Source organism: Catenulispora pinisilvae (genome assembly GCF_015356865.1).
GTDB lineage: Bacteria > Actinomycetota > Actinomycetes > Streptomycetales > Catenulisporaceae > Catenulispora > Catenulispora pinisilvae.
Window position 1 is genome coordinate 1 of sequence record NZ_JAAFZA010000235.1, and the last position, 16,133, is coordinate 16,133.

A 16,133-nucleotide genomic window follows, 5' to 3' on the forward strand; every position below is an offset into this window, starting at 1 on the left:
GCCGACGGCAGGGATACCGGGTGGGGCAACCGCTCCCGCCTCAGTACCCGGCTCAGAGCGCTACTCGTTCTTGCGACCCCCTACTCTGCGGGCCGCGCATAGGCGCGCAGGAAGATACGCACGCCACCGGCGACCAGTCGATCGATCTCGGCATCGTCAAGGTGGACCGCGCCGTACCAGGACCGGTTGTTGACGCGCCCGGTGACCAGTAGGCCCAGGAACTCAGCGGCCTCATCCGGGTCGGGCACGTCGAGCAGTCCCCGCTCGTCGAGCGCTGCCAGCCGGGCGGCCAGACCGCGCTGGGTCGGGCGGTCGGCAGAGGAGGTCGGCAACAACGCCGGGAAGTGGGAGCCCTCGGCGATCATCAGGCGCATGACGGCCGCGCGTTCGGCGGAGCGGGCGATCTCGCTCGCGAACTCGCGGCCGAAAGCGGTGAACCCGGCTTCCAGGTCTTCCGCCTTCGCGACGGGCCCCAGTGTGCGGTCCAGCAGTTCCTGGAACGCAGCCTCCTGCGTGGCTCGGGTCTCCTCTCATGGGCATCGTGGCCGTGCCGGGGCAGGTCGCGCCGATCGTGGGACCGATGATCGGCGGTGTGCTCGTCGACGCCGCCGGCTGGCGCTGGATCTTCTACGTGAACGTGCCGATCGTCCTGACCGCCCTGGCATCGGCCCGCAACGGGATCCCCGCCGACGCCCCGCGCGAGAAGGTCCGGGGCTGGCTGGATCCGATCGGCCTGGCGCTGCTCTCCCCCGCGCTCGCGATGATCGTCTACGGTCTGGCCGCGCCCACGCGGCGACTGCCGCTGCTCGGCGTCGGCGTCGTCCTGCTCATCGCCTTCTGCGTCCACTCACTGCGCGCCCGCACCGTCACGCCGCTTCTGGACCTCCGCCTGTTCAGGCACCGGCCGCTCGCCGCCGCGTCGGCCCTGAACTTCCTGTCCCGATCCTCGATCTTCGGCGCGATGATCCTGATGCCGCTGTACCTGCAACAAGTCCGCGGCCACAGCGCCCTGACCGCCGGCCTGCTCCTGGCCCCGCAGAGCCTGGGCACGATGCTGGTCCTGCCCTACGTCGGAAAGCTCACCGACCGGATCGGCGCGCGCCCGGTCGTCCTGGCCGGGATCGCGGTCACGACGCTGGGCACGCTGGCGTACACGCAGATCGACGCGCATACCAGCGTCCTGATTCTCGGCGTTTCCCTGCTGGTGTGGGGCATGGGGGTCGCGGCCGTCGTCGTGCCGGTCTCGGCGGCCGCGTACGACGGCCTGCCGCCCACGGCCATCCCCAGCGCGACGAGCGCGATCACCACCGTGCAGACACTCGGCGCATCCGTCGGGGCCGCCGTACTCGCCGCGATTCTGCAGCGCAACGCGTCGCATCACGCCGGCGCGTCGGCGCGCGCCTTCGCGGACACGTTCTGGTGGGCATTGGCCGCGACAGCCCTGACGGTGATCCCCGCGCTGCTGCTCCCTCTACGGCGCCGCGAGGGTCAGTGAATGCGCATCCAGGAACAGTACTGAGCTCGGACTACCGCCCCGAAACTCAATGCCCACCTAGCATCCAAGCCCAAGCAGCCACACCCATTGACCGCTCTGCATGCGCATGCAAGCATGCAGAGCGAGAAGGTGAGGTGGGCAATGACCGTCGACTCGCGTGCCGCCATCGTCGGCACCGGATTCCGCGCGCAGCTCTACACCGAAGGCCTGGCGCGGCGCGACCACGTCGAGGTCGCAGCTCTCTGCGACCCCAACCCGGTGCGCATGGCGCATCACAACACCCTGCTGGCCGCCGCCGGACGGGCACCGGCCCGCACCTACCGTCCGGACGACTTCGCGCGGATGCTGCGCGCCGAACGCGTCGACACCGTCGTGGTGACCACCGTCGACGCGCTGCACGACACGTATATCGTCGCGGCGTTGCGAGCGGGCTGCCGGGTGGTGACCGAGAAGCCGATGACCACGGATTCGCAGCGCTGCCGCGGCATCCTCGACGCGGTCGCCGAGACCGGCGGCGAGCTGTCGGTGACGTTCAACTACCGGTTCAACCCGGTGCACGAGTTGGTCCATCGACAGCTGCACAGCGGCGTGATCGGGGACGTGCTGTCCGTGCACTTCGAGTGGCTGCTCGACGTGCGCCACGGCGCCGACTATTTCCGTCGCTGGCACCGGGAGCGAGAGCGCAGCGGCGGTCTGATGGTGCACAAGTCCGGGCATCACTTCGATCTGGTCAACTGGTGGCTGGGGGCCCGGCCGCAGCGGGTGTTCGGCATGGGTCGGCTGGCGTTCTACGGCCGGGAGAACGGCGAGCGCAGCGGTCTGCGCCGGGACTACGAGCGCGCGCACGGCTCGCCGGCCGCGGCGGACGATCCCTTCGCCCTGCATCTGGCGGACAACGAGACGCTTCGGGCCTTGTATCTCGACGCCGAAAAGGAGGACGGCTACCTGCGCGACCGGAACGTCTTCGGCGACGGGATCACCGTCGAGGACGACATGGCGGTCCTGGTGCGCTACTCGACGGGCGCCAGCATGTCGTACCACCTCACCGCGTACTCGCCGTGGGAGGGCTACCGCGTGATGTTCAACGGCACCGGGGGCCGGCTGGAGTTGGAGGTCGAGGAGAGCGCGTGGCAAGAGCCGCGCACCAAACTCACCTCCGCCAAGGGCGCCGTGCACGGCGACACCGCGCAGGAGAACGCGGGCGGTGCGCGGATCCTCGTCCGGCCGCTGTGGAAGCCGCCTTATGAGGTGCCGATCCCGGATTTCGACCACAGCGGGCACGGGGGCGGCGATATCCGGATGCTGCGAGCGCTGTTCGATGACGGTGGCAATGACAACGGCGATGGCAATGGCGGTGGCAATGGCGAAGACGGCAAAGATGGCGTGCCTCTCGCCACAGCGGTGGACGGCGCGCTGGCGCTGGGCATCGGCCTGGCCGCCAACGAATCCTTCGCACACGGAGCAGCCGTGGACGTCGAAAAGCTGGTCGGCATCGCGTGAGGGCGACCATGACCGACGTGGCCCGGGCGGCGGGGGTGTCGCAGTCCACTGTCTCGCGGGTCTTCAGCCTGCCGGACACGGTCCGGGCCGACACCCGCGACCGGGTCCTGGAAGCCGCCCGGCGCCTGGAGTTCACGCCGAACCCGGCGGCGAGCGCCCTGGCCCAGGGCCGGACCGGGACCCTGGGGCTGCTGGTGCCGAACGTGGTCAACCCGTACTACGCGGAGATCATCAAGGTGGTGCAACACCGGGCCCGGACCAAGAACCACACCCTGGTCCTGGCCGATACCGGCGACGACCCGGAGGACGGCTTCGCGCTGGCGCGGACCGTGGCGCGGCAGACCGACGGGCTGTTGCTGGCCGGCCCCCGGATGACCGACGCCATGGTCGGCGAACTGGCGCGGTCCGGCCCGGTGGCCCTGATCGGCGCCGACGCCCCGGCGGCCGACAGCGTCTACGCCGAACCCGCGACCGGCATGCGGCAGGTGATCAGGCACCTGGCGGCCCTGGGCCACGCCCGGATCGTCTACGTCGACGGCACGCTGACCGCCCGCGACCCGGCCTCCCGGCAGCCCGTGCACGACGCGTGCGAGGAGTTCGGGGTGGACCTGGTCGAACAGCTCGGCCCGTTCGACCTCACCTTCGACCACGGCGTGGCGGCCGCCGACCTGCTGCCGACCAGCGGCGCGACGGCGGTCATCGCGCACAACGAGATGGTGGCGCACGGCGTGGCCTGCGGACTGGCCCGGCAGGGCCGGTCGGTGCCCGGCGACTTCAGCCTGGTGTCGGTCGACGACACGTTCATGGCCCGCACGATCTATCCGGCGCTGACCGCGCTGCACGTCCCGCTGGACCTGATGGGCGCGCGCGGGGTCGACCTGCTGCTGCACCGGATCGAGGAGCCGGGCGGCGAAGTCCGCCACTCCCCCTTGCCGACGAGCCTGGTGGTGCGGGAGTCGACGGGGCGTCCAGGTCCGGTATCAGGGGGCGTATAGCCGCCCACGCGGTCGGCTCGCAGGCGACCGCCAGCACGGTAGGCCGGTGCGAGGACGAGTTCGAACAGGCGCGGGCCGACGATGTACCTCGCCGGCGTGGCGGGCCAGATCGCGACGCCCCCGTACGTCATCGACCCCGACGGCGAGCAGTACTTCCCCCGGCCCGGCCGTACCTCAACGCCGAGCCTTTCGCACCTTGATCGAACCGTAAGGTACATCGGATAGGCCCGTTCGACTATTCGAGTGTTCATGCGGGCGGGGGCCGGCAAGGCAGGGAGCAACGGATCGTGTGGGTCGACCTGAACCCGGTGACAGCGGATGTCGAACCGGGGGCCGAGGCGACGGTGGAGCTCACCGTGCGCAACACCGGTGACATCGTCGAGGAGTACCACCTCCAGGCCACCGGCGATCCGGGGAAGTGGGCGGTCGTCGAGCCGCAGACGCTGCGTCTGTACCCGGGCACCACCGGCACCGCCCGGCTGACCTTCTCCCCGCCCCGCAGCCCCGACGCCCAGGCCGGACCGCAGTCCTACGCGGTGAAGGTCACCCCGCGCGAGGACCGCGAGAACACGTTCGCGATCGAGGGCGTGCTGCAAGTCGCAGAGTTCGCCGACATCCGCGCCGAGCTCATGCCGGCCACCACCCGCGGCTGGCATCGCGGCCGGGTCCGGCTCGCCGTCGACAACTTCAGCAACACCGCCGCGAGTGCTTCGGTCGCCTCGGGGTCCGGGTCCAGCAACTCCAACCTGCAAGTGGACATCCGCACCCCGGCCCTGCGGCTGCAACCGGGACGCGCGCAGTTCAGCAGGTTCAACGTGCGGCCGGGGCGGCTGCTGTGGTTCGGCACCAAAGCCCGGCATCAGTACACCATCACGGTCTCGCCTTCAGGGCTCGGGCAACCGGTATCGCTTCAGGGCACTTATTTGCAGTCGGCACTGCTGCCGCGTTGGCTTCAGCGCCTGCTGATGTTCGCGGCGGCCGGGGCGGTGGCGGTGTTGGCGTTGTGGTTCGGCATCCATCCGTCGTTCGCCAGCAGCACCCAGGCCTCGCCGCAGCCGGCCGCCGCGAGCGGGCCGCAGGTGATCGTCATCCAGCCGACGCCGGCAGCGCCGTCCAGCAGCCCCACCCCGACGCCGACACCGACACCCAGTTCGGCCGCGCCGCCGCCGAAGCCGTCCACGTCCCAGGCCGGCGCGCCGCCGGCGTCCACGTCCAAGCCGGTCGCCCCGCCGCCCTCGTCCCCCAAGCCGTCGGCGTTGGGGCAGATCAAGACGGGCAACATCCTCAACTACGCGACCAACCAATCGGTCGACCTGTATCAGGACAACTTCACCAGCGGCCAGCAGGTGGAACTGTGGCAGACGCTGCACAACGACGCCCAGGGCTGGTCGGTCTGGCTCTATGACGACCACCCCACCGTCGACCTGGTCATCCAGTCGACCGGCAAGCCGGACAGCGCGGGCACGAAGGTGCTGGAGGTCGACCCCGGCAACCCGGCCAACGTGGTCATCTCGGACGACTTCGGCGGGGTACCCGGGCTCCAGGCGAAAGCGGTGGCCGACTACCAGGAGTGGAACCTGGCGAACATCCCGAACCACGACACCTATGGTGTGCTGAAGAACAGGCACACCGGGACCTGCCTTTCCGGCCAGGGCGCGGAGAAGTGGCTCACGGTGGCTCCGTGCAACACCGGGGATCAGAACCAGTGGTTCGCGTTGTTCGCGCTGTGACGCGGTACCGGCTGTGACGCGGCGCGTAGGCTGCTGCGGTTCACGGGCTGATCGCGATCAGGCGAAACAGCGGTCGTGAAGGATCCGTGAAGAATGCTTGAAGGCTGATAAGCCAGGCTGAACTCATGACAGTCGCCGCGCACCGCGCGCCGAACGGCGACGAACGCCTACGGATCGCCATCACGAGCCCGGACATCCTGGCGCAGATCCGGCAGGTGTTCGCGGGCAAGAACCTGGTCGTGGACATCGTCGGCATGCCCTATGTCGAAGTGGCGGTCCGCCCCGCCCCCAACACCCGCGCGCATACCCACGCCGACAGCTCCGCAGCCGACAACGCCGTCCGCGCCTTGGCCGGCCCCGACCCTGCGGTCACCGCCACCCCGGGCACGAAAAGTCTGCGCGCCGAGTACCGCCTGAGCGTGATCCGTGCCGAGGAGGACAGCCCGCGCGCCGAGCGCGGAACGCCACCGGCCCGGCCGCGACGGCGCGTCGCCGGTGTCGCTGGTAGGACCCGGCGCACCGGTACCGGTCGGGGCGCGGGCACCGGTAGCCGCGAGATCACCTTGTCGCAACGCCAACGCGAGGTGATGACCCTGATGTCGCGCGGGGCCCGCAACGCGGAGATCGCCGAGAGCCTGCACGTCACCGAGAAGACGGTGAAGAACCACATCAACCGCATCTTCCGGGAACTGGGCACCGACAGCCGGGTTGAGGCGGTGCTGCTGTGGCAGCGGCTCCAGGCTGAGGACGGCGGCGGGCGATAGCGCGTGGGACGTTCAGAGTCGGTGGCGTCACGCGGATTGGTGTGTGTCAGGGCTCTGCTCCCCACCCAACCCGTCCGACTCGCCCAACCCGTCCAACCCCCGCAAGAACTCCGCCACCTCATCAACGTCCTCGGCGTCAAGATCCCGCAACAACACCAGCGCCCGCGCCGCCAATTCGCCCGCCGGTCCCTGCCGTCCCTCGGCGTGCTGCACCCTGGCCAGGCCGAACAACGCCCGCGCCGCGTGGTAGTCATCGCTGGAATCGCTCAGTCCCAGTGCCTCCTGGAAGTGCTCGACCGCCGTGCCGGCGTACCCCAGCCCGTGCTCGGCCGTGCCGAGGGCGATCAGGATGTTCGCTTCCAGCATCGCGTTCTGGCAGCTCCGCGCCGCCTGCCGTCCGAGTTCCCCGACCCGCAGCGCCTCGGCGAACTCCCCCAGCTCCACATACAGCTCGCACAGGACGTCGAGCGTCCCGGCCTCGTAGTAGATCAGTCCACTGTGACGAGCCAGCGCCACCGCCTCCTCGGCGTACGGCAGCGCGGCGGCGTAGTCCTTGGCCTCGCGCAGTGTGGAGGCGAGGTTGCCGAGCATGCTGATCCGCAGCGTGTCCTCGCCGAGGTCTTCGACGAGCCGCAGCGCGCTGTGCAGCTCACGCACCGCGGCGTCGTTCTCGCCCAGCCGGGAGTAGGCGACGCTCAGGTGGTTGTGCAGCACCGCCTGGGCCACGCGGTCCCGGAGCTGGTCGGCGGCGCGCATGCCGAGGCGGACGGTCTCGACCCAGTCGCGTGCCTGCCCGGCCGCGTAGAAGTACTCGAAGAGCAGGTAGCACAGCTGCCACACGCGATCGTGGCGGCCGATCCGCTGCGCGGCGCGCATCAGCGGGGCGATGTTGTCCCACTCCTGGGCGCACCAGGCGACCCGTTCGTTCTGGCCGTCCAGGGACACCAGCTCGTAGGGGAAATCGTCCTGGAGCGTGAAGGGGAGCCGGATGGAAGGAGTGGCCTGATACCGCTGTGCCAAGGTTCTCACATACCACTCAAGCAGCCGCTCCAGCGCCTGTCGCCGGGAATCGTCCGGCTCGCCGATCTGCGAAGCCTCCTCGGCGTAGATACGGGTCAGGTCGTGCATCCAGTAGCTGCCCGCGGTGGTCTCCAGCAGGTGCTGCCCGGCCAGGTCCCGCAACGTGTCGGCGGCCTGCGCGGGCGCGAGCGCCAGCAGCGCCGCGGCCGCCTCGGGCCGGATGTTCACGCCGGGGATCAGGCCCAGCAGCCGGAACGCGCGCGCGGTCTCGGTGCCGAGCCGGGTGTAGGACCAGGACAGGACGCCGCGTACCGAGGACAGTTCGTCGTCCGGCAGCCGCAGGGCGTCCAACCGGCCCCGCACGTTCTCCAGATCGTGGGTCACATCGCCGATCTTCACCTCGGCCCCCGCCGACACCTGCTCGGCGGCGATCCGCAGCGCCAGCGGCAGGTTGCCGCACAGCTCGGCCAGGTGCCGGGCGGCGGTCAGCTCACCGGCCACCCGCACGTTCCCGATCGCCGTGAACAACAACGTCAGCGATTCGTCCTCGGTAAGCGGGCCCAGCGCGACCCGGCGCGCCGCGTACCGGACGGACAGGCCGCTGAGCCGGTTGCGGCTGGTGACGATGACGAACGAGGGTCCGCCGCCGGGCAGCAGCTCCTCCACCTGCTCGGCGGACTCGGCGTTGTCCAGCACGATCAGCATGCGCTTGTCCCGGACGATGCTGCGCCACAGCCCGGCCCGCTGATCGCGACCATCAGGGATCTTCTTCACGTTCACCGAGGTGAGCAGGTGGTGCAACGCGTCCGCCGACGAGCGCGCGGGCTGCCGGGGGTCGAAGCCGCGCAGGTTCATGTGGAGCTGGCCGTCCGGGTAGGCGGCGGCCAACAGGTGGGCGCAGCGCACGGCCAGGGCGGTCTTGCCGATCCCGCCGGCGCCGACGATCAGGGCGATCTGCGGGCCCCCGGCAGTACGTGCCGCCTCCATGACCTGATGGATCGCCTCGGTCCGGCCGACGAAGTTCGCGTCACCGCGCGGCAGCTGGGCCGGGCGGACCAGCGGCGCGGTCGGCGTTGACGGGGCCGGGTCCGGTGTCGGCGCCCGGTCCGGTGTCAGCGCCCGGTCCGGTGAAGGTGCCGGTGCCGGTGACACTGACGGTGCCGCGTTGTCAGCAAGCATCGAGGCGTGCAGAGCCTGCGACTCGGCCGAGGGATCGATCCCCAGATCGTCGGCGAGCAGCTTACGAAGCTCCCGATAATGCGCGAGCGCGTCAGCGGTCTGCCCGCTCCGATGCAACGCGCTCATCAGCAGCCCCCGCAGCCGCTCGTGATACGGGTTCGCCCGAACATGGTCCTGGAGCTGCTCGGCCACCGCGGTCGGCCGACCGAGCTCCAGCAACACCTCGGCGCGCTCCATCAACAGCCGCAACCGCAGATCAGCCACCCGGGCCCGGTGCTCGGCGGCGAACGGACCGGGCAGCCCGCCGAGCGCCGACCCCGGACGCCAACACGCCAGCGCCTCGTCGAAAGCCGCGACCGCCGCGATCCGATCCTCATCAGCCCGACTCGCCCGCGCCCGCGCCGCCACCCGCTCGGCCACGACGACGTCGAGCCCATCCGCACCGAGCCGGAGCGAATACCCCGAACCGGAGCTGTCCAGCGCCTCACCCACCTGGTCCAAGGCCCTGCGCAGCCCGGACATATAAGTGTGCAGATTCCCGGTGGCCGTGGCGGGCGGCGTCTCACCCCACACGTAGTCGATCAGGTCGTCCCGCGAGACGACGTTGTTCCTGCACAAAGCGAGTACGGCGAAGACCGCCCGCTGCTTCGGCGGGCCGAGCACCAGCTCCCGGTCGCCGACGAAGGCGCGCAGCGGCCCGAGGGTCTCAACCCTGAGGCGCCCGTTCTCCATGCCAGTTCAACGTCCTGCCATAGTGCGGTCGGACTGCCCGACTGGAAGCAGCAAGATACACCCAGCCCCTTCGCCCGTATCAACCGCCCGCCAATTCGCCCAACAACCGCCAGGTACGGCGCTGATCCTCCGCACTGGAGAGGTCGGTCGAGGAGAAGACCACTTCTGTCGCTCCGGCTTCGCGGTAGCGGCGCACCTCGGCGGCGACGGTCTCCTCGTCCCCGATGATCGCCAGATCGCCGGCGTGGGTGGCACCGGAGAGCTCGATGACCCGCTGGTAGGACGGGAACTGCTCGTAGAACGCCAGCTCTTCGATCGCCTTGCGCCGCACCGTCTCGACCTCGGAGGTGACCACACCCGGTACGAAGGCGACGATCCGGGGCGCGGGGCGGCCCGCCGCCTCGGCCGCGGCACTCACCTGCGGGACGATGTGCTCGGCCAGCGCGCGGGGGCCGGCGAGGTAGGGCAGGATCCCGTCCGCGAGTTCGCCGGAGACCCGCAGCGCCTGCGGGCCCATGGCGGCGACCAGGATCGGCACCGACGGTTCGGCGCCCGGCACGGTCGCGGGCAACGGCGTGGTGGCGGTCAGCAGTTCGCCGTGGAAGTCGGCACTACCGGTCTCGACCAGCTGGCGCAGGGCCGTGAGGAATTCCCGGAGCAGCCGAATGGGACGCTCGTAGGGGATGCCGAAGCCCGCCTCGGTCAGCCACTTGGTGCCCAGCGCGAGCCCGAGGTGATAGCGACCGCCGGTAGCGGCCTGCGCGGTCTGGGCCTGACTGGCGATCAGCAGCGGATGCCGGCCGAAGACGGGGATGGCCGAGGTGCCCACCTGGAGACCGGGTACCTCGCGGCCGACGATGGCGGCGAGCGAGGGCGAGTCATACCCGAAGGTCTGGCCGAACCACGCCGAGCGGATACCAGCCTGTTCAGCCTCCCGTGCCAGCTCCACGGTGGTGTCGATCGAGTTCTGCAAAGAAAGCACTACGCCAGTGGTCATGCCGGGAGAACCAGCACGCACATGATCGCATTCCCGGCCGTCAGAACTCGCATATGAGAGCCCTTACGTAACGATCGCGGACGACGGCCGGTCAGACTGCGGCCACCCGCGGCGGGTCCCCTGATCGCCGCCGTCCGAAGGGGCGTGCTGGATCAGGTGCTCGCGCAGCCGCGCGTGCCGGAACTGATACACCGCCCCCGACTGCCGCAGGACGCCCCGGCGGCAGCCGTCGTCCAGGAACGCCACCAGCCGCCATGGCAGCGCACCGTTCAACGGCAGCCAGATGCGGGCCACAGCCACCCACTGCCCCCACGCCGTCAGGCTCAGCCCATAGCCGACGCCCGCGCCCAGCGCGCTCTCGATCCCGAAGACGACACCGATCTCGACGGCGCGGACCGGGCCGGTGAGGAAGCCGGCCACGATGCCGGCCTCCGGCCCGATCACCAGCGCCCACACCAGCAGGTGCACCGCCACGTTCTTCCGGCTGGCCCGCAACAGGTCCGAGGGACTGCCCGCGGCCTTGATGTCGATCGGCGCCTCCAGCACCGCCACCAAGGCGAACGCCAGGCCCGCCCCCAGGCCGATCTCCGTCGGGAATATCAGCAGGCTGGCCGACAGGCTGCCGTCCATCCCGTCGTCGAGGTGCAGATCGGGCAGCAGCACCTGGTCGACGAGCACGATACCCAACGCCGCCGAGGCCCCGAAACCGATCCCCCACCCCAGCCGGGCGGCCATCTTCTCGCGGAACCAGCGCGGGCCGCCGAACCGGCGCAGCCGCACCGGCAGGGGTTTCAGCGCCGTCCGGCGGTCGGCGACGAAGTGCGCGGTGCCGAACATCAAGCCCGCCGCGAGACCGTGCAACAGCCCGACCGCCAGCCCCCGCTTGAGCGCGAATCCGAGGCCGTGGTCGGTGGCCACCAGATCTATCGGGATGTTCCCGATCCCGGTGACCAGGCCGAAGATGAGCCCGCCCAGGCCGGCGATCAGCAGGGCCCGGGACCGGCGGCGCATCGTGGCCGCGAGCTGCCACCAGGCCAGGTCGCCGGTCTCCAGCCGGCGCAGGTGTTCGGCGATGAACCGCAGCCAGCCCTCGGCCTGTTGCGCCGTCCAGCGGCCGGCCGATCCGGGACGCCGGCCGTCGGCGGGCTGCTCGTAGACCGTCCGCAGGAAGCCGCCGAGGAAGTGTTCTTCCAGGGCTGCGACCGAGGCGAACTTCAACGGGTCCATCAGGTCGGTCGGGAACTTGTCGTGGTCTTCGCTGTAGACGGCGCGGGCCAGCGCGACCATCAGCGGGGTGGTCAGCACGGCGGCGAGGTTGGCGCCGGCCTGGTTGGCGCTGTTGTTCCCGTTGATCCCGTTGTTCCCGTTGGCGCTGTTGACACCGCTGTCCCGCAACGTGGCCAGGACGTGCTGCCATTTCGTCGTGCCGACGGCGGCATCGGAGCCGGAACGCGAGTCAGAGGTCTCCTTCGCACTGGTGCGCGGCAGGTACCCGTCCAAATCGTCCAGCGTCAGATCGCGCACCTCGACCGCGGCGGCCCCGGACAGCCCGCGGGTCCCGACCACCGCGTCCCGGTACTCCTCGATCCGGCTGGTCAGCATCATCGGCATGAGCGGATCGGCCGACAGCTTGCGCAGCGCGATGCGGTGCAGGCCGTCGGCGAGTTCGTCGAATCCGTCCAGCACCGGCAGGATCAGCTGGGCGTCGACCAGGACGGCGGCCAGCGTCCGGCCGTCCCGGTCGGCGGCGGCCAGCCCCGGATGGTCGCGGATCAGCCTGCTGATGAGCCAGCTTTTGAGCGGGACGTCCGAGGGGTCCCACGACCCCAGGCTGAACAGCACCGGCACCGGCGTGCCGGGCGCGCGCCGAGCCAACCGGTCCAGCACGAAGCGCAGGGCCAGGATGGTCTTGCCCGAACCGGCCCGGCCCAGCACCACCAGCCGCCGGGACGGCACCCGCTCGTAGACCCCGGCGAGCTGGTCGAGCGTGCCGGACAGGTCCAGCGGCGCGGCGTGCTCCCCGGCCGGGAGCCTGCGGATGGTCTCCCAGTGGTCGATCAGATCCTCGGCCGCCGTCCCGTAGCGGACCGGTAGCGGGACCGGATCCTGGATCCGCCGCAGGTTCTCCTCGTCATGCCAGCGGCGGTCCACCGCCTGCGCCAGCTCCTCGATGAGCTCGCCGATCCGGCCGGCCGAGAAGGAGCCCTGGAAGACGATCGACTCGATCTTCCCGGCCTGCACCAACGGCCCGTACGAGGTGCCGCCGGCCTCGTTGCGGACGTTCGGCTCAGCCATCGCGCCGGCGCCTCGACCACCGTAAACGACCGTAGCCGGTGGCCCCGACCGCGAGGAGTACCACGGCCGCGAGCAGGCCCCAGAGCCAGCCCGCGCCGCCGGAGCCGCCGGCGTGCGTCGCGCCGGCCGCCGGTTCGGACGACGCGCCGGTGCCGCCGACAGCGGACGGCGGACCGGCGGCTACCACGTTGGCCGACGATGTGACCGGCGTTGTGCCCGCCGATGGTGCCGTCGGCGCGGCCGCGCCAGCCGTGGTGCTCGCGGGGCCGGAGCCGGCCGATCCGGTGGTCCCGGTCGCGGACGCGGCGGGGGCAGAAGCAGGCATCGTGGTGGGCGCCGATGCCGACACAGGTCCGGAGCCCGCGGGCGTGCTGCGCGACGGGCTCGGCGGGCGGCTGGTCGACCCGCCATGGCCACCGGTCGCGGACTGCCGCGACGTCGGCGGTGTCGGCGGTGGCGGCGCGGGTGTTATCTGCAACCTCGCCAAGACGTTGTTCTGTCCCGGGTTCAACTTGCAGGGGACGTCGGGCAGGGCCGGCGTCGCCGAGCCGTCCGCCCGGTAGCCGTTCAAGTGCAGGGTGACCGCGCCGACCGTGATCTGCGCGGTGCCGGGCTGGTCGAAGCCCACCTGCGGCGTGCTGCCGTGGGCCGGGACCGTCAGATTCCCGGACGCCGGGATCGGAGTCCTGGGAATGGTCAACGTCACCGGTTCCGGGATACTCCCACCCTGGGGCGGCAGCACGGTACCGGCCACGTCGGCCGTGCCGTCCATACTCGTCACGCCGATCAGGCCCAGGCCCTGCGGAATGGCCGGGCCGACGACGCCTTGGACATCGATCGCCAGTACCGGGGTGAGGGTGTGGACCGGCACCGAGGGCAGCGAGTCCCATTCGACCGTCGCGGCCATGTTCTGGCCGTCGACGAACGGGAAGGTGCAGGTGTAGTCCAGCTGCACGGTCGGCGAGTACGCGGCGGACGGCTCCGGCGCCCAAAACCCCAGCAGCATGGGCAGGGCCAGGGCCACGATCGCCGTTCTCGCGATGGCGCCGGCTCGGATCGGGAATCTGCGCGGCATTCGTCCCCCCGGGTCCGCTCGGTCCTGGTTTCTCCCCCAGCTTATATCAGGACTCTGTGATAGCAAGGAAATCATCCGAGGAATCCGACCTGTGACAGTATGGAGGCAATGTGGGGAGGATGCTATGGAATCGAAGGTGTCCAACACGGTCTCCGGCGGGAATCAGTACGCCGCGGTGGTTCAGAGCGGGGAGATCACGAACCTGACGTTCACCGTCGCGCCCGCGCCTGCCGCACCGGCCCCCGCGGACCCGCGGGTCCAGCGCAACACGGCCAGCGACGACGCCACGATCTACGCGGTGGAGAACGGGGACCTGCACGTCCATCACCACCACGGCGGCGAAGATCCGGCCGAGTAGTCCTGCGCCCGAGTTCATCATCAGCCTCCTTCGTTGCCGGCGTCAGAATCGCTGTCGGCGCCAGAATCGTTGTCGGAGTCGTAGTGCTGGTGGATGCTGCCGTCCATCACCGCGAACAGGGTCGAGTGGTCCCGGGCGATGTTGGTCATCGTCTTGCCGCCCGAGCGCTCGTCGGACGGGGCCGCCGAGAAGCGGTCGATGAACCGGCGTAGTTCCCCGGCCTCTGTGGGGTGCCCCACCAGCAGTTCGGCCAGCTGACGGCGCCACAGCGCGACCAGCTCGCGCCGGACGTCTTCCAGCTCGGCGGGCTCCGCGTCGCGCAGTTCTGCGACATTGCCGTCGAGCCAGGACCGGTAGAGCTCGATCCGGTCCGGCGCCACGCGGCCGAACCACGCCAACGCCTGATCCCTGGCCGTCAGCCAGGACGGCGTCGGCATCGCGCGCACCAACGCTTCGCCGCCGACTGCGGCCAGGCGGGTGGATTCGTCATGGGACATCAGGGCTCTGCTCCCTTCGCGGGCCTGCCGGGTCGGGGTGCCGCCGTAGGCGGCGACCAGTTCGGCCAACGGTTCGCGCCGGGACGGATCCTGACGCAGCAGCGAGGCCAGCTCGCGGGTCCAGGCGTCCAGCAGCGAAGCCCGAGCCGCTTCGCGGGCCGAGGCCGAGGGCGACTCCGACGCCATGGCCAGGACCGAGGCGTCGGCGTCGAGCCGGGCCCGCAGCGCGAACTTTCGGCGGCGCGATGTGTGGAAGAGTCCTGCGACGGTGTCGCGCACGCCCTGCCAGGCGTCGGTGGCCATGGCCGACACCACCGCCGCCGCGGCCTGCGCTGCCAACGTCACGAACTCGTCCACGATCCCGGTGTCACTCATCGCCGTGGTAGTGGATGTTCATGGTGCCGCTGCCCACTCCGTGGGCCTGCGCCCGGTCGTGCGCTTCGACGATCATGACTGAGGTGTCCGGTGCGGCGCTCGGTGCGGCATCCGGTGCGGCGCTCGGCACAGCGTTCGGCGCGGCGTTCGGGCGGCTGTCTCGCGCATCAACGGCCTCAGCGGAATCAGCGGAATCAGCGGAATCAGCGTTATCAACAGCCTGTCGCGCCCGCCGTCCCGGAACGTGAAGCCATCCCCGCGCCGTGTATTCCTTCTCGGCGATCTCGACGGACTCGAACTCGCCGGGGTCCATCCCGGGATAGCCGTGCCGGACCGTCTCCTCATAGACGTGATCGGAGATCAGCAGCACCAGCGGTGTGGTCTCAGGCTCCCGCTTCAGTGCCTCGCGGCTGGCCCGCGCGTCGAGCATGCGGGCCAGGACCGCCAGCGACGCGCCGGCCTGCGCCCCGTCGGGACCGACGATGACGTCTCCGGCGTGGACCGCGACCCGCAGCCGGATCCGGGTCGAGAATCCGGCGTAGCGGTTGTGGGCCCGCAGCCGCGCGCCGAGTTCGACGATCAGGGGATGGATGAACGCGGCCCGGCTGGCGCCCTCCGGCGCGATGAGGCGGATTCCGTCGCCGAGGTCTTCGCGCAGGCAGCGCTCCCAGACGATTCCGCTGCGCTCCACCGATTCGGCCAGGGCCTGGGCCAGCGTCCGGCGGACGGTCATCAGCGCCGGGTTCCCGCGGCCGGAGGAGCCCTCGACGTCCACGGCGAGCAGGGCTCGGTATTCGGGTACTGCGTTCATCTCGTCCCCCAGTTCATCCAGGCACCGGCGGCGCGGATCTCGCGCCAACCCCGGCGGTCCAGCCCTTCGTCACACAGATCCGCGTACAGCGGCGTCGCCACCACGACGGCCAACGGCGCGGCGCCGGCGGGCCGGTCGGCGCCGGGCCGGTCGGTGGCGAGGCGGTCCAGGCGCCGGCGCACGGCCGGGTGGCCGGTCAGGGCCCACGTCCGGGCCAGGCCGGCGCCGCCGAACCCGTTCCCCGTTACCCGGACGATCCCGACATTGAACGCCAGGAGTGCGGGGCGCTCCCCAGCGCGCTCCCCGGACC

General features: G+C 70.8%; 14 protein-coding genes. 6 read left to right on the top strand and 8 right to left on the bottom strand.

What is annotated here, in order from left to right:
* Window positions 1-80 precede the first annotated feature (80 nt).
* Window positions 81-491, bottom strand: a complete 411-nt coding sequence (locus tag IZR01_RS39945) for a TetR/AcrR family transcriptional regulator C-terminal domain-containing protein (protein WP_194926890.1) — start codon at window positions 489-491, stop codon at window positions 81-83.
* Window positions 492-532: 41 nt separating this feature from the next.
* Here IZR01_RS39945 and IZR01_RS39950 point away from each other — a divergent pair, with 41 nt between their 5' ends.
* The 5 genes from IZR01_RS39950 to IZR01_RS39970 all read left to right on the top strand — a co-directional run bounded on the left by IZR01_RS39950 (window position 533) and on the right by IZR01_RS39970 (window position 6,484).
* Complete coding sequence (locus tag IZR01_RS39950; RefSeq protein WP_194926879.1) at window positions 533-1,495, top strand: MFS transporter; 963 nt, start codon at window positions 533-535, stop codon at window positions 1,493-1,495.
* 141 nt (window positions 1,496-1,636) lie between these two features.
* A complete protein-coding gene (locus tag IZR01_RS39955; protein WP_194926880.1) occupies window positions 1,637-2,995 on the top strand; it encodes a Gfo/Idh/MocA family protein in 1,359 nt (452 codons plus the stop codon).
* A gap of 8 nt (window positions 2,996-3,003) precedes the next feature.
* Entirely contained in the window at window positions 3,004-3,990 is a 987-nt protein-coding gene (locus IZR01_RS39960) for a LacI family DNA-binding transcriptional regulator (RefSeq protein ID WP_194926881.1), read from the top strand.
* A 287-nt stretch (window positions 3,991-4,277) separates the two neighbouring features.
* A complete protein-coding gene (locus tag IZR01_RS39965; RefSeq protein WP_194894737.1) occupies window positions 4,278-5,720 on the top strand; it encodes a hypothetical protein in 1,443 nt (480 codons plus the stop codon).
* 125 nt (window positions 5,721-5,845) lie between these two features.
* Window positions 5,846-6,484 carry a helix-turn-helix transcriptional regulator gene (locus IZR01_RS39970; RefSeq protein ID WP_194926882.1) on the top strand — a complete coding sequence of 213 codons (639 nt, stop codon included), beginning with the start codon at window positions 5,846-5,848 and terminating at the stop codon, window positions 6,482-6,484.
* Window positions 6,485-6,511: 27 nt separating this feature from the next.
* On the opposite strand, the gene IZR01_RS39975 is transcribed toward IZR01_RS39970, so the two are convergent.
* The 4 genes from IZR01_RS39975 to IZR01_RS39990 all read right to left on the bottom strand — a co-directional run bounded on the left by IZR01_RS39975 (window position 6,512) and on the right by IZR01_RS39990 (window position 13,782).
* The gene (locus IZR01_RS39975; RefSeq protein WP_194926883.1) at window positions 6,512-9,415 is read right to left on the bottom strand and encodes an AfsR/SARP family transcriptional regulator; all 2,904 of its coding nucleotides are present in this window, start codon (window positions 9,413-9,415) and stop codon (window positions 6,512-6,514) included.
* 79 nt (window positions 9,416-9,494) lie between these two features.
* On the bottom strand, window positions 9,495-10,412 hold the full coding sequence (locus tag IZR01_RS39980; protein WP_194926884.1) for an LLM class F420-dependent oxidoreductase: 918 nt from the start codon (window positions 10,410-10,412) through the stop codon (window positions 9,495-9,497).
* Window positions 10,413-10,475: 63 nt separating this feature from the next.
* Window positions 10,476-12,707: an NACHT domain-containing protein gene (locus tag IZR01_RS39985; RefSeq protein WP_194926885.1), complete on the bottom strand. Its 2,232-nt coding sequence runs from the start codon at window positions 12,705-12,707 to the stop codon at window positions 10,476-10,478.
* Window positions 12,700-13,782, bottom strand: a complete 1,083-nt coding sequence (locus IZR01_RS39990) for a DUF6801 domain-containing protein (RefSeq protein WP_194926886.1) — start codon at window positions 13,780-13,782, stop codon at window positions 12,700-12,702. The genes IZR01_RS39985 and IZR01_RS39990 overlap by 8 nt, the downstream gene beginning before the upstream one ends.
* 124 nt (window positions 13,783-13,906) lie before the next feature.
* Between IZR01_RS39990 and IZR01_RS39995 the strand changes: the two genes are divergently transcribed.
* Window positions 13,907-14,140 (top strand): hypothetical protein, encoded by a 234-nt coding sequence (locus IZR01_RS39995; RefSeq protein WP_194894731.1) that lies wholly within the window; start codon window positions 13,907-13,909, stop codon window positions 14,138-14,140.
* A gap of 20 nt (window positions 14,141-14,160) precedes the next feature.
* Here IZR01_RS39995 and IZR01_RS40000 read toward each other — a convergent pair whose 3' ends face one another.
* The 3 genes from IZR01_RS40000 to IZR01_RS40010 form a co-directional block, all read right to left on the bottom strand.
* Window positions 14,161-15,012 carry a hypothetical protein gene (locus IZR01_RS40000; protein ID WP_194926887.1) on the bottom strand — a complete coding sequence of 284 codons (852 nt, stop codon included), beginning with the start codon at window positions 15,010-15,012 and terminating at the stop codon, window positions 14,161-14,163.
* Complete coding sequence (locus IZR01_RS40005) at window positions 15,005-15,823, bottom strand: hypothetical protein (RefSeq protein WP_194926888.1); 819 nt, start codon at window positions 15,821-15,823, stop codon at window positions 15,005-15,007. The genes IZR01_RS40000 and IZR01_RS40005 overlap by 8 nt, the downstream gene beginning before the upstream one ends.
* Window positions 15,820-16,133: hypothetical protein (locus tag IZR01_RS40010; protein ID WP_194926889.1), on the bottom strand; the 314-nt coding region annotated here is incomplete at its 5' end. The genes IZR01_RS40010 and IZR01_RS40005, both read right to left, overlap by 4 nt.

Bases quoted from the DNA above. Each gene is read 5' to 3' on its own strand.
- IZR01_RS39950 (WP_194926879.1), top strand. From the start codon at position 533: ATGGGCATCGTGGCCGTGCCGGGGCAGGTCGCGCCGATCGTGGGACCG.
- IZR01_RS39955 (WP_194926880.1), top strand. From the start codon at position 1,637: ATGACCGTCGACTCGCGTGCCGCCATCGTCGGCACCGGATTCCGCGCG.
- IZR01_RS39960 (WP_194926881.1), top strand. From the start codon at position 3,004: ATGACCGACGTGGCCCGGGCGGCGGGGGTGTCGCAGTCCACTGTCTCG.
- IZR01_RS39970 (WP_194926882.1), top strand. From the start codon at position 5,846: ATGACAGTCGCCGCGCACCGCGCGCCGAACGGCGACGAACGCCTACGG.
- IZR01_RS39975 (WP_194926883.1), bottom strand. From the start codon at position 9,415: ATGGAGAACGGGCGCCTCAGGGTTGAGACCCTCGGGCCGCTGCGCGCC.
- IZR01_RS39980 (WP_194926884.1), bottom strand. From the start codon at position 10,412: ATGACCACTGGCGTAGTGCTTTCTTTGCAGAACTCGATCGACACCACC.
- IZR01_RS39985 (WP_194926885.1), bottom strand. From the start codon at position 12,707: ATGGCTGAGCCGAACGTCCGCAACGAGGCCGGCGGCACCTCGTACGGG.
- IZR01_RS39990 (WP_194926886.1), bottom strand. From the start codon at position 13,782: ATGCCGCGCAGATTCCCGATCCGAGCCGGCGCCATCGCGAGAACGGCG.
- IZR01_RS39995 (WP_194894731.1), top strand. From the start codon at position 13,907: ATGGAATCGAAGGTGTCCAACACGGTCTCCGGCGGGAATCAGTACGCC.
- IZR01_RS40000 (WP_194926887.1), bottom strand. From the start codon at position 15,012: ATGAGTGACACCGGGATCGTGGACGAGTTCGTGACGTTGGCAGCGCAG.
- IZR01_RS40005 (WP_194926888.1), bottom strand. From the start codon at position 15,823: ATGAACGCAGTACCCGAATACCGAGCCCTGCTCGCCGTGGACGTCGAG.